Below are 22,882 nucleotides of genomic sequence, written 5' to 3' on the forward strand. Positions count from 1 at the left end.
CTAGGAGGCGCCGCTTCCTGCACTGCCATCAGCCGGCCCGTGAACCCGGGCGCGTGGTTGTTGTGTGCGCAGTTTTGTGGCCAGTTCTTGCGTTTTGGTAGTGCCCCGTCCGGCAACCAGCCGGGGTTCCGGGGCTAAGACCGCGGACCGCACCCAGCGGCCCTGTAGAAAGTGGAGTTCCCATGGCAGCAAAATCCGTCCTCGACCAGATCATTTCCCTCGCCAAGCGCCGGGGTTTCGTATTCCAGGCCGGTGAGATCTATGGAGGCTCGCGTTCGGCCTGGGACTACGGGCCCCTGGGTGCCGAGCTCAAGGAAAACATCAAGCGCCAGTGGTGGCAGTCCGTCGTCCGCGGCCGCGAAGACGTCGTCGGCCTTGACTCCTCCGTCATCCTGCCCCGCCAGGTCTGGGAGGCGTCCGGCCACGTCGACGTGTTCTCCGACCCGCTGGTGGAATGCCTCTCCTGCCACAAGCGCTACCGCGCCGACCACCTCGAGGAAGAATACGAGGAGAAGAAGGGCCGTCCGGCCGAGAACGGGCTCAAGGACATCGCCTGCGCCAACTGCGGCACCCGCGGCGAATGGACCGAACCCCAGGAATTCTCCGGCCTGCTCAAGACCTACCTCGGCCCGGTAGCCAGCGAAGAGGGCCTGCACTACCTGCGCCCCGAAACGGCGCAGGGCATCTTCGTCAACTTCAGCAACGTCCTCACCACCTCCCGCAAGAAGCCCCCGTTCGGCATCGGCCAGATCGGCAAGTCCTTCCGCAACGAGATCACCCCGGGCAACTTCATTTTCCGCACCCGCGAGTTCGAGCAGATGGAGATGGAATTCTTCGTCGAGCCCGGCACCGACGAGCAGTGGCACCAGTACTGGATGAAGGAGCGGATGTCCTGGTACACCGGCCTCGGCATCCGGGAAGACAACCTGCGCTTCTTTGAGCACCCGCTGGAAAAGCTCAGCCACTACTCCAAGGGCACCACGGACATCGAATACCGCTTCGGGTTCCACGGCTCCGAGTGGGGCGAGCTCGAGGGCATCGCCAACCGCACGGACTTCGACCTGTCCACGCACGCCAAGGCCTCCGGCCAGGACCTGAGCTACTTCAACCAGGCCACCAATGAGCGCTACACCCCGTACGTGATCGAGCCCGCCGCCGGCCTCACCCGTTCCTTCATGGCCTTCATGATCGACGCGTACACCGAGGACGAGGCACCCAACGCCAAGGGCGGTGTCGACATCCGCACCGTGCTCAAGCTCGATCCGCGCCTGGCCCCGGTCAAGGCGGCCGTGCTGCCGCTGAGCCGCAACGAGGACCTGTCCCCGAAGGCCAAGGACCTCGCCGCGCAGCTGCGCAAGAGTTGGAACATCGAGTTCGACGACGCCGGCGCCATCGGCCGCCGCTACCGCCGCCAGGACGAAATCGGCACCCCGTTCTGCATCACCGTGGACTTCGAGACCCTCGACGACCAGGCCGTCACCATCCGCGAACGCGACACCATGAGCCAGGAACGCGTCTCCCTGGACAAGGTGGAGGGCTACCTGGCCGCACGGCTGATCGGCGCCTGACCGTGGCGATCCAATACCGTGAATGGCGCGACGGCGACGATCTCGCCCTGCTCGAAATCTGGGGCGGGCCCGAAACCGAACAGGCCCGGCAGTTCCGCGGCACCCTGGCGCCCTCGGGCAACGCGCCATGGCGGCGCTGCATCGTCGCCGAGGACGTCGTCGACGGCGTGGCTATCCCGGTCGCTGCGGGCGTTGTCCACGAGGCCTCCCTGCACCCGGAACGGCTCTGGGCCTACATCGAGGTCGACCGGCTCCACCGGCGCACCGGCGTCGGCTCCACCCTGCTGACCATGCTGCGACACGAAGCCGCCCAGTCGCCGTCGGGCGTTTCCCGACTGCGCACGAAGGTGGAGCCGGGCACCCCCGGCGCTGCCTTCGCCGAGGCGGCGGGCCTGGCCCCGATCCAGCGTTCCCGGCTCGTCGTCGTGGAGCCGGGGGCGCTCAGGCTGCCCGTCTTCGGCGACGGCTCCGAGGCTGCCGCATCCGAGCAGGTCGAGGACCTGGCCACCGGTTCGGTGGAGCTCAGCGGCGTCGTGGGCCGCTACTACACGGCCGTGCACACCTGGGACAGCCCCGGGGAGCTCGGCATCGGCACGGTCCAGCGGCTGTTCCTGGACGAGCTCAGCGGCGCACACGGCGCGATCGTGCTGCGCGCCCCGAAGGCCAGCGCCTTCGGCCAGGGTGTGCCGGCCAGCCGGAAGGGCCGGCTCGAGGCGTTTGCGATCAGCTACGCGGAGCTTGCCGCCGGGGACAACGCGGAGGGTGCGGCCGCGTCCGGCCAGCCCACCGACGTGTTCCTGGGCCACGAGCCTGAACTCGCGGCGGAGGAGGCCCAGGCCGCTGTCCGGGACCTGCTGGCGCTGATTGCGTTCCAGCACCCCGTGGTGCTGGAACTGGACGATTCGATGGAGGCGCTGCGCGCCGTCGTCGAACCCCTGCTGGAGACCGGCAAGGCCCGCGTCCAGGGCGCCGAAACGCTCATTGTCTCGGATCCCGCCTAGGACTTAACCCAACTGACCCGCAGCTGTGGCCGTTAAAAAAGGCCACAGCTGCGGGTCAGTTGCGTTGCAGGCTACTTGGCCGGCGGCATCACCGGCGGAACGAAGTCGAACGTCATCCCCAGCAGCCAGACGAGCAGCAGCACCACCGGCAGGTGGAACACGAACTGCAGGAACGTAAAGCCCACCAGGTCGCGGGCCCGCAGCCGCAGCACCGCCAGCAGGGGCAGCATAAAGAACGGGTTGATGAGGTTCGGCAGGGCCTCGGCGATGTTGTAGATCTGCACGGTCCAGCCGAGGTTCATCTGCACATCGGTGGCGGACTGCATCACATACGGCGCCTCCACCAGCCACTTGCCGCCGCCGGAGGGGACCAGCAGCCCCAGCAGGGCCGTGTAGAGCGCAATGACGACGGCGAAGCCGCCGCCGCTGCCGATCTCCGTAAAGAACTCAGCCAGGTGCGCGGAAACGGTCATGCCGCCGTGGCCGGTGGCCTTGGTCAGGATCGCGGCCATCGCGGCGTAGAGCGGGAACTGGACCAGGATGCCGGCGGTGGCCGGCACGGCCTTGGTGACGGCCTGCAGGAAGTTCCGCGGGGTGCCGTGCAGCACCAGGCCGAGGATCAGGAATACCAGCAGGTAGCCGTTGAGGCTGCTCACCACGGTCAGGAAGGGCTTGGTCAGGAACTGCGAGACCAGCCAGCCGAGCGTCAGGAGGCCGGCCAGGATCGGCAGGATCATGCTGTATTCGAGCCATTCGCCCGGGCGGGAGCGCGGCTCCGGTTCGCTGGGTTCGTCGTCAAGGTCGACGCCGAGATCCTCCGCGGTGCGGATGGCGCCGCCCTGGGGTGCCGAGAAGTGCGCGATCACCGTGGTGAGCGCCATCAGGATGGCCAGGGTGAGCAGCGACTGCCAGGTGAAGATGGTGGTGCCGAAGTCCAGAATGCCGGTGATCTTCAGCAGGGCCGGCGGCAGCGAGGCAGCCGTGGCCTGCAGCTGCGCCGCGGAGGAGGACAGGCCGAGTGCCCAGACGGCGCCGAGGCCCATGAACGCTGCTGCGCCAAGGGCCCGGTAGTCCACGGTCAGGTCCTTGCGGCGGGCGATGGCCCGGGCCAGGAGGCCGCCAAAGATCAGGCTGAGGCCCCAGTTGAGGAAGGATACCGACATCGACATCATCGCCACGAAGCTCACGGCGGTGCGGGCGGTGGCGGGAATGAGGGCCAGCCGGTTGATCAGCTTCGCCACGGGCGGGGAGGTCGCCACGACGTAGCCGGTCAGCACCACCATGGCCATCTGCAAGGTGAAGGCGGTCAGGTCCCAAAATCCGTTGCCGAAGGAATCGGCGATCGACTGGGGTGAGGCGCCGATGGCCAGGGCGGCCAGGGCGATGATGATGACGCCGGCGAGGGCGAAGATGTAGGCGTCCGGGAACCACTTCTCGGTCCACGCCGCCATCCGTTGGGCTATTCGGGCGAGACCGCGTTCTTCGCCGATTCCGCTTTTCGTCAGGACTGTGTTTGCCACAGAGTGGGACCTCTCCATTGAGTGCGATTTTGTACCCGATGGAGTTTAGTCAAGACGATCGCGGTAACCGGGCTTATCGGCGCCGGCCGCCTGCGCGCCGCGGGCCCTCGGCCTCGTCCAGCCGCCGCCGTTCCGCTTCGCTGGGGGCCGCGCCGCCCAGTTCCGCCGGCATCCACCACGCTCCCGGAGCCGGTTGCAACGGGAAGTCCGCGATGCAGGCGTCGATCCCGGACTGGAGGACCGTGCGCAGCGCTTCGGTCGCCGCCGCGGCGTCCCGGGACGGGATAACGGTCACCGGTTCGCCCACGTGGATCCGCACCGGGGCGCGCCAGGCGCGGGCCGGGGAGAAGCCGTGGCGGCGGGTCATCAGCCGGTGGGCGCCCCAGACGGAGACCGGGATGACCGGCACGCCGGCTTCGGCGGCCATCCGCACGGCGCCGGTCTTGCATTCGCGCACCCGGAAACTGCGGCTGACCCCGGCTTCCGGCAGGATCGCGACGTATTCACCCGCGCGGAGCTTCTGCACGGCGGCGTCGTAGGCGTGCGCTCCCGTGTCATAGCCGACGACGACGTGCCCGGCGGCGCTGATGGCGGGTCCGGCGAACCAGTGGTCGGCAGCGCCCTGGGTGACCAGGAAGCGCATCTGGACCCTGGCGTGCCGCCACAGCAGCAGTTCGGCGAACGCGAAGTCGAGGTAGCCGAAGTGCGTGATCGCGACGACGGCGCCTGTGCCCGGGACAGCGTTGCGGGATGAGCGGTGCGGCGGGCGGTGCGAGGCATCGCTGGTTGGTTGACTGCTTGGTTGGCTGCCCAGTTCGCCGAGGGTCTCGCTGCCAGGTTCCGGGAGGTGCTCCTGCCCGGTGACGATGACTCGGATCCGGAACAGCCGGCGCAGCGCCAGCCCGGTGCGGACAATGACGCGGTAGAAGCGGTCGCTGGGCTGGGGGCGCCAGGGCATCTCAGCGGCCGCCCGGCTGCTGCTTGCCTTGCTGGTGCTTGCCATGCTGGTGCCCGGCGCTGCGGGGCCGGCGCGGAGGCAACGGCAGGAACCCCGAGGTGGATTCCACGTATTCCTTGTAGCCGGGGCGGGCGGACATGGCCTTTTCGGTCAGCGGCTTGCCTGACTTGCCGGCGAGCAGCCAGATCATCAGCACGGGGGACAGGACGGTGAGCACGCCCGGCCACGAATCGGCGGCGACGAGGAAGATTCCGGTCCAGACGGCGGCGTCGCCGAAGTAGTTCGGGTGGCGGGTGTAGCGCCAGAGCCCGGTGTCGAGAACGGTGCCGCGCCGCGAGGGGTCGTTCTTGAACTGTGCCAGCTGCCAGTCGCCGACCGTCTCGAAGACGAAGCCGACCGCCCAGAACATGACGCCCAGCCAGGCCAGCCAGCCGAGGCCCCCGGTGCTGAACATCCCCACCTGGACGGTAAGCGAGACGAAGAACAGGATCACGCCCTGCGGCAGGTAGACCTTGCGCAGCGCGTAGATGTTGCGGGACCCGGGGGCGGAGGAGAGCATGTCCACGTACCGGGGATCCTCGTGGCCGCCGCGGGCCCGGAGGCCGATGTGGAGGGCAAGGCGGATGCCCCAGACCGCCACGAGCGCCAGCAGCAGCAGGCGACGGCCGCCGTCGCCGTGTCCGGCCGAGAGGAACCAGGAGATGGAGGCCGCAACGACGAAGCCGAGGCCCCAGACGGTGTCGATGACCGAGTGGCGGCTCTGGCGGACGGCCACGGCGTAGGTGACGGCCAGCAGCACAACAAGCCCCGTGGCCACCCACGGGAGGCTGGCCAGGAAGGCGTTCAGCGGAAAGTCCGGCATCACAGCACCACCGGGAGGCTGGCGCCGGCCGCGGGAAGGAGGCTGCGGAACGTGTCGGCGCGGCCCTGGATGTTGCGGCCTGAACTGCCGGCGAAGGCGTCGAGGATGAAGCCGGTCGCGAGTGAGTTCCACAGGCTGATCCGGCGGAACATGAAGTGTCCCGCCCCCTTGAGGGCGACGTAGTCCACGGACTCCGCGACGCCGTCGGCCCGGCGTGCGTAAGCGAGCGAGTTCGCGGGGCTGGTCCAGCGGTCGTCGGTGCCGTGGACGATCAGGATGCGGCGCCCGGCCACGCGGTTCACCGGGGTTTCGCCGTTGAGCCAGGGCGCGAGGGCGACGACGGCTTCCACTTGCGGGTGGTCGGCGACGCAGAGCGCGGTCAGGCCGCCCATCGAGTGGCCGAGGAGATAGACGGGAACTCCCGGATGTTCGCGGCTGATGCGGGAGAGGGCCCAGCGGGCATCCTGCACAGGGGACATGTCCTTCCCGTTCCAGCCCCGGTACCGGTTCCGGAGCGTCCAGACGGCCAGCCCATCGCGTCGGCCGGCACGCCGGAGGGCCCGGGCGAAGGGAAGCATCCGGGCGGGGCTGAGGTGCGTTCCGCGGACGGATTCGTAGCTGTCCGCGCGGCCGCCGTGCAGGACCAGGGCGACGCCTCGGGTTTCCCCGATGGCTCCGGCAATGCTCAACACGGCCCTGGCATCCGCCCCGGCTCCCGCCGCCGCAGGTTCACGGTCGTCCATCTTGCGTCTGGCCACGCTGTGTCCTCCACATCTCATCCGACAATTCCAACCATAGGGCGCGGTGCCCGCGGTTCAAGCTTTCCCCCCCCGAAGGGGCGGGCACTTTCCCCCGTTTCGCGGGGGACATGTCCACAGGACATTCGGAGCTGTGCCCGAGAAAGATGGGGCGGGAAAGCGTTCCGGGCCTGCGTTCCGCGAGCCGGACCGACCGGGCGCAGGTCCGGACCTCTTGACGGGCCTCGGGCGGAGGAGTAAGCCTTGTGCTCGTAAACCTCCGGGCGTCATGCCGGCTGGGAGCACAAACCACCGTCCGGGTCGGAAATCACGACGAATCGACGGCACAGAAAATGAATGGAACCAACTTCGATAGCCTGCGCGAGCAGGTCCGCGGGCAGGTCATCACGTCCGGCGATGCGGACTATGACGAGGCGCGGGCAGTGCAGAACGGCATGATCGACAAAAGGCCGGCAGCAGTGGTCCGGGTGTCCCAGGTGGCAGACGTGATTGCGGGCGTCAACTTCGCCCGGGACAACGGCCTGGCCCTGGCCGTCCGCGGCGGCGGCCACAGCGGGCCGGGTTTTGGCACGGCGGATGAGGCCCTGGTCATCGACTTTGCCCACACCCGTGGGGTCCGGGTCGATCCGGCCGGCAAAACAGCCAGGACCGAGGCCGGCGCAACGTGGGCGGACTTCAACCACGCCACACATGCCTTCGGGCTCGCGACCACAGGCGGCATCGTCGGCTCGACCGGGGTTTCCGGGCTAACCCTCGGCGGCGGCATCGGCTACCTTGACCGCAAGTACGGACTCAGCTGCGACAACCTCCTCTCGGCCGATGTGGTCACCGCCGAGGGCAAGTTTCTGACGGCCAGTGAGAGCGAGAACGAGGATCTCTTCTGGGCGCTGCGCGGCGGCGGCGGGAACTTCGGCGTCGTGACTTCGCTGGAATTCCGCCTGCACCCGGTGGATATGGTCCACGCCGGCATTGTCATCTACCCCGCGGAGCACGCCGAAACGGTCGCGAAGTTCTATCGTGACCACATGGCGGCAGCGCCTGAAGAGTTCGGCGCGTTCCTCGCCTTCCACCAGGGGCCTCCGGTCCCGTTCCTCCCGGAGCAATGGCACGGGAAGCCCGTCTGCATTGTGGTCGGCATGTGGACGGGCGACCCGGCAGAGGGGCCGGCCCGCTGGCAACCATTCCTCGACGCTGCTCCGCTGGCTGGGTCCATGGTGGGGCCGATGCCCTATCCGGCCTTGAACTCGGCCTTCGACGGGATGTATCCCAAGGGGCTCTTGGCCTACTGGAAAGCGGCCTTCCTGACCGAACTCAACGACGGAGCCATCAGCGCCCATCTGGACTTCGGCCGCCGGGTGCCCACCGTCCAGACCGCCGTGCATATCTATCCGATCGACGGGGCCGTGCACCGGGTGGGGGCCACGGACACAGCGTTCCCCAACAGGAACGCCAGGTTCTCCCCGGTCATAGCGTGCCATTGGGAGGATGCAGGCGACACCGAGGCGAATATCGCCTGGGTCCGGGATTACGCGGCCGCGTTGCAGCCGTACTCAGAGACAGCGGGTTACATCAATTTCATGGACGGCGACGACCAGCCCCGGGTCGCGGAAAACTACGGACCGAACTACAAGCGGTTGAGGGAGGTCAAGGCCAAGTACGATCCGCAGAACCTCTTCCACGTGAACCAGAACATCCTGCCGGCGTAGCCTCGCGGGGTCCCGCCCCGTCATGGGTCCGGACGGAGCCGCGGAACCCCGTAAAGTCTTCGGCATGAGGTTGAACTGCTGATGGGCGCCGGACATTCACACGCTCCGCTTGGGCACACGGACCCGACGCCCCGGGCGCTCGCCGCACGGAAGAAAGCCAACCTCATCCTGGCCGCCGTCCTGATCCCGCTGACGCTGCTCACGCTCGTGGCGATGGCACTGCTGTGGCCCTCGGGCAGCAAGGAAGGCATCACACTGGCCAGCCCCTATGCGGCCGCGCCGGGGGTCACATTCGATACCGGAAAGATCCAGCGCGTTGTCACCGGCAGCTGCATGGACGTCCAGCAGGGACAGGCCGGGGCCGACGCTGCAGCGCAGCAGGGGTCGCAGTGCACTTTTGCGTTCACTGACCCGGACAAGGGCGGCAATCCCGTCAAGGTGGTCATCAACCCCGACGTCGCCAAATCCCACGGTGTGAAGGCCGGCGATAACATCCGCTACCTGAACCTTTCCAAGGTCCAGGGCTCCGAAGCCCAGGGAACCCCCGCCTACGTCTTTGTGGACTTCGTCCGGACCCTGCCGATCATCTTCCTGGCTGTGCTCTACGCCGTCGTTGTGATCGCCGTGGCGCGCTGGCGCGGGCTGCGGGCCCTGATCGGGCTCGTTGGGGCCTACGGCGTGCTGGTGTCCTTCATGCTGCCGGGACTGGTAGAGGGCAAGCCGCCGCTGCTGCTGGCGCTGGTGGGATCCACGGTGATCATGATCGGGGTGCTCTACTTCGCCCACGGATTCTCCGCCCGGACCTCGACGGCGCTGCTGGGCACCATGTTCGGCCTTGCCATTACCGCACTGCTGGCGGCCTGGGCCACCGACGCGGCCAACCTCGCCGGCGTCGGCAGCCACGACTCCGCCGCCCTCGCGAACGTCTCGGACAACATCTCCATCTCCGGCATCATCCTGTGCGGCCTCATCATCTCCGGCCTGGGCGTCCTCAACGACGTCACCATCACCCAGTCCTCCGCAGTGTGGGAACTCTGGGAACTGGCCCCGGAAACGACCGCCCGCCAGCTCTTCACCTCCGCCATGCGGATCGGCCGGGACCACATCGCCTCCACCGTCTACACCATCGCGTTCGCCTACGCCGGCGCGGCCCTTCCCGTGCTGATCCTGGTGATGCTCTACGAGCGGCCGCTCGGCGATGCCCTGACCAGCGCCGAACTCTCGGAGGAAGTGATCCGCACGCTCGTCGGCTCCGTCGGGCTGGTCCTGGCGATCCCGGTCACCACGCTGATCGCCGTGCTCGTCGTGAAGGCGACCGGGATCAAGGCACTGGGCGGCGTGGCCGGCGGCCGCAGGAACGCCGGGAGCGGGGACGACGTCGTCGGCAACACCGGCCGCCAGGCTGCCGGCGCCGGCGCCGCCCGTGCTGCTGCGGACGACGGCGGCCGCTGGCTCGATGACGACGCCGACCGCCGGCGGGACGACGTCGTCGCGCCCGCCGACGCCTTCGAATCGGCGCCGGCGGGACGCCGCGGACGCCGCGCCGCCCCGCGGGACTAATGCCGGATTTCCACATGGCTGGCGCGGATCCGGCCGATTTGCCCGGATTTGAGACAATGAACGGGTGACTGTTGTAGCTACCCCTCCTGCCCCCAAGCTGGAACTCCCGCCCCTGAAGCTGGGCCCGATCACGGTGGACACCCCCGTGATCCTGGCTCCTATGGCGGGCATCACCAACTCCGCGTTCCGCAGGCTCTGCCGTGAATACGGCGGCGGCCTGTACGTCGCGGAGATGGTCACCTCCCGTGCCCTCGTGGAGCGCACCCCGGAATCGTTGCGGATCATTTCCCACGACGACGACGAAAAGGTCCGGTCCGTCCAGCTCTACGGCGTGGACCCCGTCACCGTGGGCCAGGCCGTCCGCATGCTCGTCGAGGAAGACCGCGCGGACCACATCGACCTCAACTTCGGCTGCCCCGTGCCCAAGGTGACCAGGCGCGGCGGCGGGTCCGCCCTGCCCTGGAAGATCGACCTGTTCACCTCGATCGTGCAGACCGCGGTCAAAGAAGCCTCCAAGGGCAACGTCCCGCTGACCATCAAGATGCGCAAGGGCATTGACGAGGACCACCTCACCTACCTCGACGCCGGCCGGATCGCCCGCGACTCCGGCGTCGCCGCCGTCGCCCTCCACGGCCGCACCGCCGCGCAGTTCTACTCCGGCCAGGCCGACTGGTCCGCGATCGCCCGGCTGCGTGAGGCGCTGCCGGACATTCCGGTGCTTGGCAACGGCGACATCTGGTCCGCCGAGGACGCCATCCGCATGGTCCGCGAGACCGGCGTCGACGGCGTTGTGGTGGGCCGCGGCTGCCAGGGCCGCCCGTGGCTTTTCGGTGACCTCATGGCCGCCTTCGAAGGCAGCGACGAGCGCCACAAACCGAGCCTGGGACAGGTGGCCGAAGGGGTGTACCGCCACGCCGAGCTGATGGTGGAGACCTTTGGCAACGATGAAGGCAAGGCGCTCCGGGAGATCCGCAAGCACATGGCCTGGTACTTCAAGGGCTACGTGGTCGGCAGCGAACTGCGGACCAAACTGGCGATGGTGACCAGCCTCGAAGTGCTCCGCGGGACGCTGGACCAGCTGGACCTTGACTCGCCGTACCCTGGCGTCGACGCCGAGGGCCCCCGCGGCCGGGCTGGCTCGCCCAAGAAACCCGCACTGCCCAAGGACTGGCTGCTGGACCGCAGCATGGACGCCGAGCAGTCGCGCGAGATCTGCCACGCGGAACTGGACGTGTCCGGTGGCTGAAACCAGGACCACCGCACCCGTGCTGGACGGCTACGTGGCCCGCGACTCCGCCCGCTGGGTGGAGGAACCGGCCAAGTCCACGTACCGCTCCGACTTCGAACGCGACCGCGCCCGGGTGCTGCATTCCTCGGCCCTGCGCCGGCTCGGCGCCAAAACCCAGGTCGTGGCCCCGGACACCGACGACTTCGTCCGGACCCGCCTGACCCACAGCCTCGAGGTGGCCCAGGTGGGCCGCGAACTGGGCCGCGCCCTGGGCTGCGACCCCGACGTCGTGGACACCGCCTGCCTCAGCCACGACCTCGGCCACCCGCCCTTCGGCCACAACGGCGAATCGGCCCTGAACGAGGTCGCGCACGCGATCGGCGGCTTCGAAGGCAACGCCCAGACGCTGCGTCTCCTGACGCGGCTGGAGCCCAAGGTCGTGACTGCCGACGGCCGGCCGGCCGGCCTGAACCTGACCCGGGCGAGCCTCGACGCTGCGGCGAAGTACCCGTGGTCGGCCGCGAACGCCCCCGTCATCCACGGCGAGCGGACCAGCAAGTTCGGCGCCTACGAGGACGACCTGCCGATCTTCGACTGGATCCGCGAGGACGCCCCGGAGCGCCGCTCCTGCCTGGAAGCGCAGGTCATGGACCTCGCCGACGACATCTCCTATTCCGTGCACGACGTCGAGGACGCGATCGTCGCCGGGCACTTCCAGCTCCGCTGGATGGACAACCCGGACCACCGCGCCCGCGTGGTCGGGTACGCCAAGCAGTGGTACCTGCCGCACAACGACCCCGCCGCGATTGATGCGGCCCTCGCCCGGCTCGAAGCCACCAGCGTCTGGGTGCGCGAGGCCGACGGCAGCCGCAAGTCGATGGCGGCGCTCAAGGACATGACCAGCCAGCTCATCGGCCGGTTCTGCCAGAGTGCGCTCGCGTCCACCCGCGCGGTCTACGGCCCGGAGAACCTGACCCGCTACAACGCGGAGCTGATCGTGCCGGACGAGACCGTGATGGAAATCGCCGTGATGAAGGGCCTGGCCACCACTTTCGTGATGACCACCGAACACCGGCAGCCCATCTACGAACGCCAGCGCGAGGTCCTGCACGCCCTCGTGACGGCCCTGAGCGCCACCGGCGACCGCCATCTGGAGCCGATGTTCGCGGCCGACTGGCGCGACGCCCCGGACGACGGCGCGCGGCTGCGCGTCGTGATCGACCAGGTCGCGTCGCTGACCGACGGCTCCGCGCTGGCCATGTACGAGCGGCTCGTGGGCAGCCTGCCGTCGCTGTGGTGACAGGCGCCATAACCGGCCCGGCGGCGTCGTACCCGGGTACTAGGATGGCACTGTGGCCGGCCTGATCAAACGCGAAGACATCGACGAAGTACGCCAGCGGACGGACATCAAGGAAGTCGTTGACGGCTACGTGACGCTCAAGGGCGCCGGGCTGGGCTCCTACAAGGGCCTGTGCCCGTTCCACGACGAGCGCTCGCCCTCGTTCACCGTCCGTCCCCAGGTAGGCAGGTACCACTGCTTCGGCTGCGGCGAGGACGGCGATGTCATCTCCTTCGTGCAGAAACTTGACCACACATCGTTCCACGAGGCCGTCGAAAAACTGGCCGCCCGCATCGGCTTCGAGCTCCGCTACGAGGACGGCGGCTCCGGCCCGAACCGCGAGGACGTGGGCCGGCGGCAGCGCCTGCTCGATGCCCACAAGCTCGCGGATGAGTTCTTCCGCGCCCAGCTGCTGACCCCGGGGGCCACCGAGGGCCGCAACTTCCTGCACGAACGCGGCTTCGACCGCGCGGCAGCCGACCAGTTCGGCGTCGGCTACGCCCCGCAGGGCTGGGACTCCCTGCTCAAGCACCTCCGCGGGAAGGGCTACACCGATCCCGAACTCAAGCTGACGGGCATGTTCTCCGAAGGCGGCCGGGGTATCTACGACCGGTTCCGCGGCCGGCTGATCTGGCCCATCCGGGACATCGCGGGGGACACGATCGGCTTCGGTGCCCGCAAGCTCTACGAGGACGACCAGGGTCCGAAGTACCTGAACACGCCGGAGACCGCGCTTTACAAGAAGTCGCAGGTTCTCTACGGGATCGACCTCGCCAAGCGCAACATCGCCAAGGACCGCCAGCTCGTGGTGGTGGAGGGCTACACCGACGTGATGGCCTGCCACCTCGCCGGGATCCCGACGGCGGTCGCCACCTGCGGCACGGCGTTCGGCACCGAGCACATCAAGATTGCCCGCCGCCTGCTCTCGGACGACGGCAGCGGCGGCGAGGTCATCTTCACGTTCGACGGCGACGCCGCCGGCCAGAAGGCGGCCCTGCGGGCCTTCGAAGAGGACCAGCGCTTCGTCGCGCAGACCTACGTGGCCGTGGAGCCCACTGGCGCGGACCCCTGCGAGCTGCGTCAGTCAAAGGGCGACGCCGCCGTCCGGGACCTGATCGGCTCCCGGCGTCCCTTGTTCGAATTCGCCATCCGGGCCTCCCTGAAGCGGCACAACCTGGACACGGTCGAGGGCCGCGTCGCCGCCCTGCGGGAGTCCGCCCCCGTGGTGGCCCAGATCCGCGACGCCGGGATCCGTCCTGCCTACGCCCGGGAACTGTCCGGCTGGCTGGGCATGCCCGTCGAGGAGGTCAGCCGGGCGGTGGGGGCGGCCGCCAAGCGTGCCGCCCAGCCGCCGTCGGGCAACGGCGGTTCCGGCCACTACCAGGGTCCGGGCAACGGCCAGGGCCGCAGCCAAGGGTCGGGGTACGGCGGGGGATCCGCGCCGGGGGTTGCGCCCTTGCCGCCGTCGCCCGTGCTGCCGTCCTTCAACCGGCCCGATCCGCGGGACCCTGTGGCAGCGATGGAACGGCAGGCCCTGGAGGTTGCCCTGCAACAGCCCGGGATGCTGGAAGGTGAGACGTGGCAGCGGTTCTCCGAGGCGAGGTTCTCGACGCCGGCGTACCTGGCTATCCATGAGGCCATCCGGGCCAACGGCCTGGCGCTCACGGGTGACCCCGTGCGCTGGGTGGAACAACTGCTGCAGGAGGTTCCCGAGCCGCTGCGTCCGCTCGTGTCCGAGCTGTCCGTGGTGCCGCTCCCGGCCAGCACCGCCGACGGCGTCCTGCGCTACTGCCGGGATATCCTGGCCCGCCTGTTCGAGCTGCAGATCACCAGGGTCAAGGCTGAAAAGATGGGACAGCTGCAGCGCCTGGATGCGTCTTCCGACCCGGAGGAGTTCCAGCGGCTGAACCGCGAGCTCATGGAGCTCGAGATGCAACGGCGGTCCCTGCGCTCGGAGGCCTGACAGTCCTGCGCTGGTGTCCTGCACTGGTGTCCCGTGTTGTCGAGTGTTGTCCCGCGCTGATGCCCCATGCTGTTGTCCCGAGTTGTTGTCCCGTGTGCTCCCGTCCGGGAGGCAATTTCACTTCCCGGCCGGGTGTTTGCTAGGCTTATATCCGCTTCATTCCTCCTTAGCTCAATTGGCAGAGCATTCGACTGTTAATCGAAGGGTTGCTGGTTCAAGTCCAGCAGGAGGAGCGCGCAGTCCCCGTTCCGGGTTACCGGGACGGGGACTTTTTTATACCCGGAGGGGGTATCTCCGGGATCCGGCCTGGAGGAAACGGGGCCGATTTCCTAAGCGGCAAAACCTTTGCTAATGTCATACCTGCTTCATTCCTCCTTAGCTCAATTGGCAGAGCATTCGACTGTTAATCGAAGGGTTGCTGGTTCAAGTCCAGCAGGAGGAGCGGACAGGTCCCGCAGCCGGCGAAAACCGGCTGCGGGACCTTTTTTATGCCCTCTTACGGCGTTTCAGGTTCGTTCTCAGACGAAGTACATCTCCACCTGCAGAAACCGCTCGGCCTCCGCCACGGCACCCTGGAAGGCTTCGAGCTCGGTGGGGGACTTCCGGGGCTCGCGGGGGTGCCACTCGTGCGGGGCGGAGTGGATCTGGGTGAAGCCGCCGCCGGCCGGGGCGTAGAAGATGCCGAAGCGCTGCACAGGCCACTCGGGGGAGGTCTCGGGGGCGACCAGAAGGGCCGAATCGAAGGCCGGGTTGTACCACTGGGCGATCGGGCGCCGCCGGTCCTCGGTAAACAATCCGGCCGCAAAGAGCGCCGCAGACTGCTGGCTGGTCTGACTGCACAAGCGATCCCACCACAGTGGCAGAATGCCGGCGTCGCACCGCTGCCACGTGGCGGGTAGGGGCGGATGATCCTGCCAGTGGGGCACATCAACAACTTTATCGCCCAGCGTGGGGCTGGAACAGGGCCGGGAAGCACCAGCGGCAGCACACCCCGGGGACATGCCCCACGCTGAGGAAGGCGCGTGGACATGGTCCCCATAGGCCCGCCCTTGGCCGCGAGGACTGGACATGTCCTCCCGGGGGAGTCGCGCCGAGCCTTGCCTGGGCCTGCTGGAGGGGACATGCCCTATGGTGAGGCAGGCGCTTGGACATGGTCCCCATATGCCGCCCGTGGCCGCGACCACTGGACATGTCCTCCCGGAGAGTCTCAGCACACCTTGCCTGGGCCTGCCTGCTGGAAGGGACATGCCTCGCGTCCCAGGGCCCGACGCTCCTTCCCAGTTACTGCCAGGGGCATCTGTGGCCGCCCGCGACATTCCGGGGTTTAGTCCGGGTCCGGGAGCGTTCTTAGGACGTGTAACTGGGCAGGAGCGCCTGGGCCCGGACTGCGGCTCGATGTTCCCGCGTCAGCCCTCCTCGGTCCGCCGGCGGACATGTCCCGCGCTGGGGTCGAAGCATGGACATAGTGCCCTCATGTCCATTCCCGTGCGCTGAGACTGAGCATGTCCACGGGCCTGGTGGTGCGGACCGGGCGGCCACGGACCGGCCGGTGCGGCCGGTGCCAACGGCGGCCTGCGGAAGCCGGGCTACTGGATCGGCGGGACGGTGCGGGGCCTGACGACTAGCCAGAGTGCAGCCGCGGCAAGGAAGATGCACGCGGCCTGGACGGCACCCATCGGGGTGGCGGAAGTGACGCCGAACCAGCCCACCACGGGTGAGATGAGACCTGCCATCAGGAAGGTGGCTGCACCCAGCAGGGAGGCAGCTGTGCCGGCCTGTGCGCCGTGCTTGGCCAGCGCCAGCACCTGGACGCAGGGGAACGTAAAACCGGCGCCGAGGATGTAGAACCACAGCGGCACCATGACGCCCCACAGCCCGAAGCCCAGCTGGTCGAAGACCACGATCAACAAGGCCATCAGGAACATCCACGCCGTGGAGCCGGCCAGGATCCACTGCGGCGGGACCTTCCGCACGAGCCTGGAGCTGGTCTGCACACCCGCAACGATGCCCAGGGAATTCACGCCGAAGAGCAGGCCGTACTGCTGCGGGCTGAAACCGTAGACATCCTGGAAAAGGAACGGCGACGCGGACAGGTAGGTGAACAGGCCGGCGAAGTTCATTCCTCCCACCAGCAGCAGCCCGACGAAGATCCTGTCCGCGAACAGGACGCCATACCGCTGGCGGGCAGTCATGCCGGTCTTTCCCCGCAGTTCCCGGGGAAGCGTCTCGCGCACCACGAACACCGCGGCAATGAGGACGCACGTCCCATAGGCGGCCAGGAAGAAGAAGATCCCCGGCCACGGCATAAACAGCAGCAGCTGCGAACCGATCACCGGCGCGAGGATCGGAGCCAGGCCGTTCACCAGGGCCATCCGCGAGAACATCCGCACCATCGCGAATCCGCTGAACAGGTCCCGAACCATCGCCATGGCCACCACGCCGCCTCCCGCAGCGCCAATGCCCATCAGCACGCGGAAGAAGCCCAGCGTCGTGATGTCGGTCGACAGGGCCGCCCCAAGGGAAGCCATGATGTGCACCGCAGTGGCCAGGATCAGCGGCATCCGCCGGCCGAACTTGTCGCTCAGCGGGCCAACCACGAGCTGGCCCAGGGCAAAGCCGATTGTGGTGCCGGTCAGCGTCAGTTGCACGGCCGCCTCGGAGACGCCCAGGCTCTCCTCCAGCGCGGGGAAGGCCGGAAGGTACAGGTCCACCGTGAACGGCCCCAGGGCGGTGAGCGCGCCGAGCATCAAGATGTAGAGGAGCTTGCGGCGGCGGCTCAGCGAATCGCCGGGATTGGTGGGTGTAGTCACAGAGGTCAATCCTAGGGCCCGCATTCAGCTGATCGGGTGTGCGGCAGGGGGCGCGCCACAGCCCGCCGCCGCGCCCCTGCCCGGAGCCTGAATGGTAGTTTTGACACCGGGGTGTGCGTGAAGCTGCGCAGACCGGCAAGCCCGCGAACGCGGAATCATGGATGTAACCAGTTAGGCGGGACCGATGAGCGGACGTCACACCGGCGGGACAAATGGGGTGCTGCGCATTTCCACGCTGCCCAGAACCCTCAAACTGATCTTCAAACTGGCTCCGCGGCAGCTCAACGACGAGATCGCTCTTGCCAAGGTTGAGCTCAAACGCAAGGGCATCGCGGTCGGCGTTGCCGCCGCGTTCCTCGCCGCCGCGCTGGTCTTTGCCGCTTTCCTGGTCGTCGGCCTCATCGTTGCCGCCATCATGGGCCTCGCCACGATCATGCCCGCCTGGCTCGCCGCCCTGCTGGTCAGTGCTGTCTTCCTGCTGATCGCCGCGATCGCGGGTCTGGTGGGGGTCGGCAAATTCAAGAAGGCCATGCCGCTGGTTCCCGAGGACACCATCCGTGGCCTCAAGTACGACCTCGGCATCGCCAAGGAGGGCTCAGCCTTCGATCCCGCCGTGCTGGACCCGGATTCCGAGCAGTACAAGGCAGCCAAGGCCGCCAAAGCGGAGGCCGAGGCCAAGGCCAAGGCTGAAAAGGAAGCCAAGAAGGCCGCCGAACCGGACCTCGGTCCGCCGCCCACCGAAGCTGAACTGCGACGCCGGCTGGACCAGCGCCGCACGCACCTCACCGGCGTCCGCGATGAACTCAACGAGGAACTCGACGTCAAGACCCAGGCCCAGGCGCTGCTGGCGGCTGCCCAGGTGAAGCTGCAGGACGGCAAGGAACAGCTCAGCGGCAAGGTCGCCGGCTTCCGCTCCTCGGCCGCGCGCGCCACGAAGCGTCCGTCGACGTCGGCCGGTGCCTCCAAGGCCGGTGCCGGCAGAGACAGCGCGGGCGTGACCGACCAGCTGAGCCAGCGGTGGAAGCCCCTCGTCGCTCTCACCGCCTCAGCCGCTGCCCTGGTGTTCCTGCTGCGCAGACTCTTCAAGGGCTAGGCAGCCTGCTGAACTGCAACGCCGACTCGTTGTCGGCCACGGAAAGGGGGACTGGATGAAGTTTATTGGCGCTGGTGCCCGGCCTGGTCAGGCTCAGATTCACCACGACAGGATCTTCACCGTCCCCAACGTCCTGACCGTAGTGAGGTTCCTCGGCGTACCGCTGTTCGTCTGGCTGGTCCTTGGGGTCCAGGAATACGGTTACGCCGCCCTTGTCCTGGCGGTCATGGGCAGCACCGACTGGGTGGACGGCTACGTCGCCCGCCGGTTCAACCAGATGTCCAACCTGGGCCGGGTCATGGATCCCATCGCCGACCGGCTGTCGCTGATCGCGGTTGCTGTCACGCTCGTAATCGCCGGCGTGGTCGAGTGGTGGTACCTCGCGGCGCTGCTGATCCCGGACGCCATCCTGCTCGCCCTGTCGCTCTTCTACTTCCGCGGCCACCCCGACCTGCCTGTCAGCAGAATCGGCAAGATCCGGACCGCGCTGCTGTTGGTCGGCACGCCGTTGCTCGTCGTCTCGGCACTCCCGGTCCCGGGCGCCGATGTGTACTTAGTGGCCGCGTGGATTTTCCTGGGGCTGGGGCTCGTGGGGCATTGGATTGCCGCGTACAACTACGTTTGGGCCATCGTCCGCAAGGGCAAAATGATTAAGGGCAACAAGTTCGACGTCGACGGCGGCACCCGCTGATGATGTGGTTCGCCGTTTTGCTGGCTGTACTTGGCGCGTTTTGCCTCGCGTTCGGCGCCCAGCGCCAGGGCAGTGCGGTCAAGGCGGACACCGGGGGACTGGCGCTCAGCAACCATGGCATGCTGCGCCTGATCCGCAATCCGCGTTGGGTGTTCGGTCTGCTGTTGCTGTGTGTGGGCATGGCGTTGAACTCCGTCGCCCTCGTGATGGCACCGCTCACGGTGGTGCAGCCGATCGGTGCGATCGCCCTTGTCATCACCACAATCGTCAACGCCAAGGACCAGGGACTGAGCATCAACCGGGCCACGGTGGTGGCCATCTCCGCCTGCGTCACGGGTTCGGCCCTGTTTGTGATTCTGGCGGTCAACGTGACCCAGGAGAACCACCAGGTCAGTGCCTCCGACGAGCTGACGGTTGTGCTTCTGCTGGCCCTGGCCGTCGGGCTGTTCGGGACGCTCGCCCTGGTGTTCCGGCACCGGATGAGCGCCTTCATCTACATCCTTGGCGCGGGGATCCTGTTCGGCTTCGTCGCCGTCCTGACCCGCATCATCGGCAAGCACCTGCTGGATCCCAACGGCCTGGGTGTGCTGAATGTGCCGTGGTATTCGGTGGTCGCGATTGTGGCCGCCGGCGTCCTTGGCTCGTGGTTCGTCCAGAACGCCTATTCCGGTGGCCCGCCGGACCTTGTGATTGCCGGGCTGACCGTGATCGACCCGATCGTGGGCATAGGAATCGGCATCACGATCCTCGGCGAGCTGCGCCCGGATGTCCACGCCGTCACCGCAATTGCGATGGGGGCGGCCGGTTTGCTTGCTATCGTGGGAGTGATCGCCTTGTCCAGGCACCACCCCGAAGTCACCAAGCGCAAGAAGGACGCGCGCAAGGCCGCGGGGCGGGTATCCCCGGACAAAACCAGACTTCAGCAGTAGGCCCGGTACGCCTGCGCCGAGGGCCAGCCGGCCACTACAGTTCCAGCTGACCGCACCGTGACCACCAGGAGTTCTCCCCGTGACCATGCCTGACCACCAGCACCCGCTGACCATCCTGATTGCCGCGGACACCTACCCGCCCCACGTCAACGGCGCTGCCATGTTCGGCTACCGCCTGGCCAAGGGAATGACGGCGCGCGGACACGATGTCCACGTTCTGGCCTGCCGCCCGGACAAGGGCAAGAGCTACACCGAGTTCTGCGAGGAAGGCACCGTCCACCGGATCCGCTCGCACTCAGTTCCCACGCACGAGTACTTCCGGATCACCTTCCCGTGGGAGATCAAGAAGGAAATCAGCCTGCTGTTCGACCGGATCCAGCCGGACGTCGTGCACATCCAGAGCCATTACATGATCGGCGAGCACGTGCTCTACGAAGCCGTCAAGCGCGGCATCCGGATTGTTGCGACCAACCACTTCATGCCCGAGAACCTGAACCCCTTCCTTCCGTTCCCGCAGTGGTTCAAAGACATCGTCGGGCGCATTTCCTGGAAGGACATGGGCAAGGTCATGGGCCAGGCCGACGTCGTCACGACGCCGACGCCGCTGGCGGCCAAAGCGATGCACCAGCACGCCTTCCTCCGCCAGGTACTGCCGCTCTCCAACGGCATTGACTCCGCCGCCTACGAACTCAAGCCCGGTGAGGAAGTGGCGCGCCACAGCAGCCCCACCGTCCTGTTCGCCGGCCGGCTCGCCGAAGAGAAGCATGTCGACGTGCTGATCGACGCCGTTGCCAAGACACCGAAGGAACTGGACGTCCATCTCGAAATCGTCGGTGGCGGCGAGGTGCGGCCTGGCCTCGAGGCCCAGGTCGAGCGGCTCGGCCTGCAGGCCCGGGTCAAGTTCCTGGGACTGGCGACCGACGCCGAACTCCGCCGCGCCTACATCGCGGCGGACCTGTTCTGCATGCCCGGCACGGCCGAGCTGCAGTCACTCGTGACGCTGGAAGCGATGTCTGCCTCCACGCCCGTGCTGCTGGCGGACGCCATGGCGCTGCCACACCTGGTGCGCGACGGCGAAAACGGCTACCTGTTCACGCCCAATGACAGCGACGACCTCGCGGCCAAGATGGTCAGCGTCCTGTCGCTCCCTGCGGCTGAGCTGGCGGCCATGGGCAAGGCGAGCCGGGGCATCGTGGAGAACCACAGCATCGAGCGCACCCTGCAGTCCTTCGAGGATCTCTACCGCGGCGCGAGCTACGACGACCTCGTGGTCTGAACCGGGCCACTACTATTGTTAGAGTGATTTTCGCCCGGAACCATCCGGCCCTGGCCGGGCCGGTTTTCCGGGTGCAAGGGGCTATAGCTCAGCTGGTTAGAGCGCGGGACTCATAATCCTAAGGTCCTCGGTTCAAGTCCGAGTAGCCCTACATTTTCGCGGAACCCTGCAGGGGACCCGCGTCCACGGGAGCCGTGGCCGATGTTCCGACGTCGGCCCGGCTCCCTTCTCGTTCCCCGGCTCCGCCGCCGGCGCACTGGGAACGTCCCGTGGGGAATCACGCCGGGATTGTGTCCTCCACATGGCCTCCGTCACTTGCAGTGTCTCTCCTGATTGCGATAAGTTACTGGTGAGTAACATCCCGTTGGCGCGAAGCGCGCGCCATTCTGGTCGCTGCTGATCACACGTGAAGGAACACCATGTCCAAAGCTGCCGTCGACATCAACAACCTCCCGTACGCCGATGGCGACTTCTACGCCTTCGAACAGCTGCTCAGCGGCAAGGAACAGGACAGGCTCGCGGAGGTCCGCGACTTTCTGGCCCGTGAGGTCAAGCCGATCGCCGTCGACTGCTGGAACCGCGGCGAGTTCCCTATGGACCTCATTCCCAAGCTCGCCGAGGTCGATCTGGTGAGCCCCGTCCGGAGGCAGGGCTACTCCAACGTCTTCGCGGGCATCATGCACGCCGAGGTGACCCGGGCGGACACATCCATTGCCACCTTCATGGGCGTCCACGACGGCCTCTTCACCGGCTCGATCGAGGCTCTCGCGTCGCAGGAGCAGCAGGAGGCGTGGCTACCGGACATCTACTCACTCAAGAAGATCGGCGCCTTCGGCCTCACCGAACCCCTGGGCGGTTCCGACGTCGCCGGCGGCACCCGCACGACTGCGCGCCGCGAGGGGGACAGCTGGATCCTCAACGGGGCCAAGCGCTGGATCGGCAACGCCACGTTCTCCGACTGGGTGGTCATCTACGCCCGGGATCTCGCCGACAACCAGGTCAAGGGCTTCCTTGTCGACACCAAAACCGAGGGCTACAGCGCTAGCAAGATCGAGAACAAGATCTCGCTTCGCACGGTGCAGAATGCTGACATCACCCTCGACAACGTCGTGGTGCCGGACTTCTTCAAGCTCGCAAACGCCAACAGCTTCCGCGACACGAACAAAGTCCTCAAGGTCACCCGGCTGGCCGTCGCCTGGCAGGCTGTCGGCCAGCAGCTCGCCGCCTTTGACGTCGCCCGCCGCTACGCTGTCGAACGCAGCCAGTTTGGCCGCCCGATCGCCTCCTTCCAGCTGGTGCAGGACCAGCTCGTACAGATCCTCGGCAACGCCGTCAGCTCGATGGGCATGATGGTCCGGCTCTCCCAGCTGGAGGACCTCGGCCAGGCCAAGGACGAGCAGTCCGCCCTGGCCAAGGCCTTCACCACCGCCCGGATGCGCGAAAGCGTTGCCCTGGGCCGCAGCATCCTCGGCGGCAACGGCATTGTGACCGACTTCGAAATGGCCAAGATCTTCTCGGACGCCGAGGCCATCTACTCCTACGAAGGCACCCACGAGATCAACACGCTCGTCACCGGCCGGGCAATCACCGGCATCTCCGCGATCGTCTAGCCGGCGGCGC

General features: G+C 67.5%; 18 protein-coding genes and 3 tRNA genes. 15 read left to right on the forward strand and 6 right to left on the reverse strand.

Going from position 1 to position 22,882, the window contains the following annotated elements; genetic code table 11:
• Positions 1-182: 182 nt before the first annotated feature.
• A complete protein-coding gene (locus tag AC1DC5_RS09920) occupies positions 183-1,568 on the forward strand; it encodes a glycine--tRNA ligase (RefSeq protein WP_056432683.1) in 1,386 nt (461 codons plus the stop codon).
• Between the two features lie 2 nt (positions 1,569-1,570).
• Entirely contained in the window at positions 1,571-2,569 is a 999-nt protein-coding gene (locus tag AC1DC5_RS09925; protein ID WP_476865026.1) for a GNAT family N-acetyltransferase, read from the forward strand.
• 71 nt (positions 2,570-2,640) lie between these two features.
• Here the strand turns inward: AC1DC5_RS09925 and AC1DC5_RS09930 are convergent, their stop codons facing one another.
• The 4 genes from AC1DC5_RS09930 to AC1DC5_RS09945 all read right to left on the reverse strand — a co-directional run bounded on the left by AC1DC5_RS09930 (position 2,641) and on the right by AC1DC5_RS09945 (position 6,652).
• Positions 2,641-4,089, reverse strand: a complete 1,449-nt coding sequence (locus AC1DC5_RS09930) for a short-chain fatty acid transporter (RefSeq protein ID WP_476865027.1) — start codon at positions 4,087-4,089, stop codon at positions 2,641-2,643.
• 73 nt (positions 4,090-4,162) lie between these two features.
• A complete protein-coding gene (locus tag AC1DC5_RS09935; RefSeq protein ID WP_476865121.1) occupies positions 4,163-5,047 on the reverse strand; it encodes a lysophospholipid acyltransferase family protein in 885 nt (294 codons plus the stop codon).
• Position 5,048: 1 nt separating this feature from the next.
• Positions 5,049-5,909, reverse strand: coding sequence for a DUF1295 domain-containing protein (locus AC1DC5_RS09940; RefSeq protein WP_476865028.1), 861 nt, complete (start codon positions 5,907-5,909; stop codon positions 5,049-5,051).
• Positions 5,909-6,652, reverse strand: a complete 744-nt coding sequence (locus AC1DC5_RS09945) for an alpha/beta hydrolase (protein WP_476865122.1) — start codon at positions 6,650-6,652, stop codon at positions 5,909-5,911. Before AC1DC5_RS09945 ends, AC1DC5_RS09940 begins: the two co-directional genes overlap by 1 nt.
• Positions 6,653-6,999: 347 nt before the next feature.
• Between AC1DC5_RS09945 and AC1DC5_RS09950 the strand changes: the two genes are divergently transcribed.
• The 7 genes from AC1DC5_RS09950 to AC1DC5_RS09980 all read left to right on the forward strand — a co-directional run bounded on the left by AC1DC5_RS09950 (position 7,000) and on the right by AC1DC5_RS09980 (position 14,905).
• A complete protein-coding gene (locus AC1DC5_RS09950; RefSeq protein ID WP_476865029.1) occupies positions 7,000-8,373 on the forward strand; it encodes an FAD-binding oxidoreductase in 1,374 nt (457 codons plus the stop codon).
• Positions 8,374-8,454: 81 nt separating this feature from the next.
• Entirely contained in the window at positions 8,455-9,933 is a 1,479-nt protein-coding gene (locus AC1DC5_RS09955) for a YibE/F family protein (protein WP_476865030.1), read from the forward strand.
• A gap of 64 nt (positions 9,934-9,997) precedes the next feature.
• Positions 9,998-11,179, forward strand: a complete 1,182-nt coding sequence (dusB, locus tag AC1DC5_RS09960) for a tRNA dihydrouridine synthase DusB (RefSeq protein ID WP_476865031.1) — start codon at positions 9,998-10,000, stop codon at positions 11,177-11,179.
• The gene (locus tag AC1DC5_RS09965) at positions 11,172-12,461 is read left to right on the forward strand and encodes a deoxyguanosinetriphosphate triphosphohydrolase (RefSeq protein WP_441405556.1); all 1,290 of its coding nucleotides are present in this window, start codon (positions 11,172-11,174) and stop codon (positions 12,459-12,461) included. Before dusB ends, AC1DC5_RS09965 begins: the two co-directional genes overlap by 8 nt.
• A 52-nt stretch (positions 12,462-12,513) precedes the next feature.
• Positions 12,514-14,463 (forward strand): DNA primase, encoded by a 1,950-nt coding sequence (gene dnaG, locus AC1DC5_RS09970; RefSeq protein ID WP_441405555.1) that lies wholly within the window; start codon positions 12,514-12,516, stop codon positions 14,461-14,463.
• Between the two features lie 160 nt (positions 14,464-14,623).
• A tRNA-Asn gene (locus tag AC1DC5_RS09975) sits at positions 14,624-14,696 on the forward strand.
• Positions 14,697-14,832: 136 nt separating this feature from the next.
• Positions 14,833-14,905 (forward strand) — tRNA-Asn (locus AC1DC5_RS09980).
• Positions 14,906-14,981: 76 nt separating this feature from the next.
• Here AC1DC5_RS09980 and AC1DC5_RS09985 read toward each other — a convergent pair.
• Both AC1DC5_RS09985 and AC1DC5_RS09990 read right to left on the reverse strand, forming a co-directional pair.
• On the reverse strand, positions 14,982-15,389 hold the full coding sequence (locus AC1DC5_RS09985) for a hypothetical protein (protein ID WP_441405554.1): 408 nt from the start codon (positions 15,387-15,389) through the stop codon (positions 14,982-14,984).
• A gap of 660 nt (positions 15,390-16,049) precedes the next feature.
• Positions 16,050-17,273 carry a multidrug effflux MFS transporter gene (locus AC1DC5_RS09990; protein WP_476865032.1) on the reverse strand — a complete coding sequence of 408 codons (1,224 nt, stop codon included), beginning with the start codon at positions 17,271-17,273 and terminating at the stop codon, positions 16,050-16,052.
• 184 nt (positions 17,274-17,457) lie between these two features.
• Between AC1DC5_RS09990 and AC1DC5_RS09995 the strand changes: the two genes are divergently transcribed.
• The 6 genes from AC1DC5_RS09995 (at position 17,458) to AC1DC5_RS10020 (ending at position 22,872) form a co-directional block, all read left to right on the forward strand.
• Positions 17,458-18,366, forward strand: a complete 909-nt coding sequence (locus AC1DC5_RS09995; protein WP_476865033.1) for a phage holin family protein — start codon at positions 17,458-17,460, stop codon at positions 18,364-18,366.
• 55 nt (positions 18,367-18,421) lie between these two features.
• Positions 18,422-19,057, forward strand: coding sequence for a CDP-alcohol phosphatidyltransferase family protein (locus AC1DC5_RS10000; protein ID WP_476865034.1), 636 nt, complete (start codon positions 18,422-18,424; stop codon positions 19,055-19,057).
• Entirely contained in the window at positions 19,057-19,986 is a 930-nt protein-coding gene (locus AC1DC5_RS10005) for a DMT family transporter (protein WP_441405550.1), read from the forward strand. The genes AC1DC5_RS10000 and AC1DC5_RS10005 overlap by 1 nt, the downstream gene beginning before the upstream one ends.
• 79 nt (positions 19,987-20,065) lie before the next feature.
• A complete protein-coding gene (locus tag AC1DC5_RS10010; RefSeq protein ID WP_441405549.1) occupies positions 20,066-21,262 on the forward strand; it encodes a glycosyltransferase in 1,197 nt (398 codons plus the stop codon).
• Positions 21,263-21,339: 77 nt separating this feature from the next.
• Positions 21,340-21,413: transfer RNA gene (locus AC1DC5_RS10015), tRNA-Ile, on the forward strand.
• Positions 21,414-21,681: 268 nt separating this feature from the next.
• Complete coding sequence (locus tag AC1DC5_RS10020) at positions 21,682-22,872, forward strand: acyl-CoA dehydrogenase family protein (RefSeq protein WP_441405548.1); 1,191 nt, start codon at positions 21,682-21,684, stop codon at positions 22,870-22,872.
• Positions 22,873-22,882 lie beyond the last annotated feature (10 nt).

It is taken from the genome of Arthrobacter sp. 10L424 (assembly GCF_056395325.1).

What these genes read in the sequence shown, in the direction of transcription:
- AC1DC5_RS09920 (WP_056432683.1), top strand. Translation starts at nt 183, where the DNA reads ATGGCAGCAAAATCCGTCCTCGACCAGATCATTTCCCTCGCCAAGCGC.
- AC1DC5_RS09935 (WP_476865121.1), bottom strand. Translation starts at nt 5,047, where the DNA reads ATGCCCTGGCGCCCCCAGCCCAGCGACCGCTTCTACCGCGTCATTGTC.
- AC1DC5_RS09940 (WP_476865028.1), bottom strand. Translation starts at nt 5,909, where the DNA reads ATGCCGGACTTTCCGCTGAACGCCTTCCTGGCCAGCCTCCCGTGGGTG.
- AC1DC5_RS09945 (WP_476865122.1), bottom strand. Translation starts at nt 6,652, where the DNA reads ATGGACGACCGTGAACCTGCGGCGGCGGGAGCCGGGGCGGATGCCAGG.
- AC1DC5_RS09950 (WP_476865029.1), top strand. Translation starts at nt 7,000, where the DNA reads ATGAATGGAACCAACTTCGATAGCCTGCGCGAGCAGGTCCGCGGGCAG.
- AC1DC5_RS09955 (WP_476865030.1), top strand. Translation starts at nt 8,455, where the DNA reads ATGGGCGCCGGACATTCACACGCTCCGCTTGGGCACACGGACCCGACG.
- AC1DC5_RS09995 (WP_476865033.1), top strand. Translation starts at nt 17,458, where the DNA reads ATGAGCGGACGTCACACCGGCGGGACAAATGGGGTGCTGCGCATTTCC.
- AC1DC5_RS10000 (WP_476865034.1), top strand. Translation starts at nt 18,422, where the DNA reads ATGAAGTTTATTGGCGCTGGTGCCCGGCCTGGTCAGGCTCAGATTCAC.
- AC1DC5_RS10005 (WP_441405550.1), top strand. Translation starts at nt 19,057, where the DNA reads ATGATGTGGTTCGCCGTTTTGCTGGCTGTACTTGGCGCGTTTTGCCTC.
- AC1DC5_RS10020 (WP_441405548.1), top strand. Translation starts at nt 21,682, where the DNA reads ATGTCCAAAGCTGCCGTCGACATCAACAACCTCCCGTACGCCGATGGC.